At 64.4% G+C, this 578-nt stretch carries 1 protein-coding gene; it reads right to left on the bottom strand.

Annotation, left to right across the window (positions count from 1 at the left end; genetic code table 11):
- On the bottom strand, positions 1-578 hold a 578-nt coding region (locus tag ACP7BO_RS23810; RefSeq protein WP_426212969.1), incomplete at both ends, for an ABC transporter permease subunit.

Raw genomic sequence — 578 nt, 5'->3', positions numbered from 1 at the left:
TCTTCGGCACGGCGGCTGAAGAACCACACCAGGAAGGTCACCAGCGACACCGCCAGCAGAATCAGGCTGGCCACGGCGTTGATCTCGGGTTTGACCCCCAGACGTACCGCCGAGAACACTTCCATCGGCAAGGTGGTGGAGCCCGGCCCGGACACGAAGCTGGCCAGTACCAGGTCATCCAGCGACAGGGCGAACGACATCATGGCGCCCGCCGCCAGTGACGGCGCGATCATCGGGATGGTGATCAGGAAGAACACTTTCCAGGGCTTGGCACCCAGGTCCATGGCCGCTTCTTCGATCGACAGGTCCAGCTCGCGCAAGCGCGACGACACCACCACGGCCACATAGGCCGAGCAGAACGTGGTGTGGGCAATCCAGATGGTGACGATGCCGCGTTCCTGCGGCCAGCCAATCATCTGCGCCATGGCCACGAACAGCAGCAACAGCGACAGACCGGTGATCACTTCGGGCATCACCAGCGGTGCAGTCACCAGGCCGCCGAACAGCGTGCGGCCCTTGAAGTGGCTGATCCGGGTCAGCACGAAGGCTGCCAGGGTGCCCAGCGCCACCGCCGCAAT

Source organism: Pseudomonas sp. TWR2-1-1 (assembly GCF_049897045.1).
GTDB classification, from domain to species: Bacteria; Pseudomonadota; Gammaproteobacteria; order Pseudomonadales; family Pseudomonadaceae; genus Aquipseudomonas; species Aquipseudomonas versuta.
Note: the sequence above shows the minus strand (reverse complement) of the source record. Positions and strands in the feature narration are given on the sequence as shown.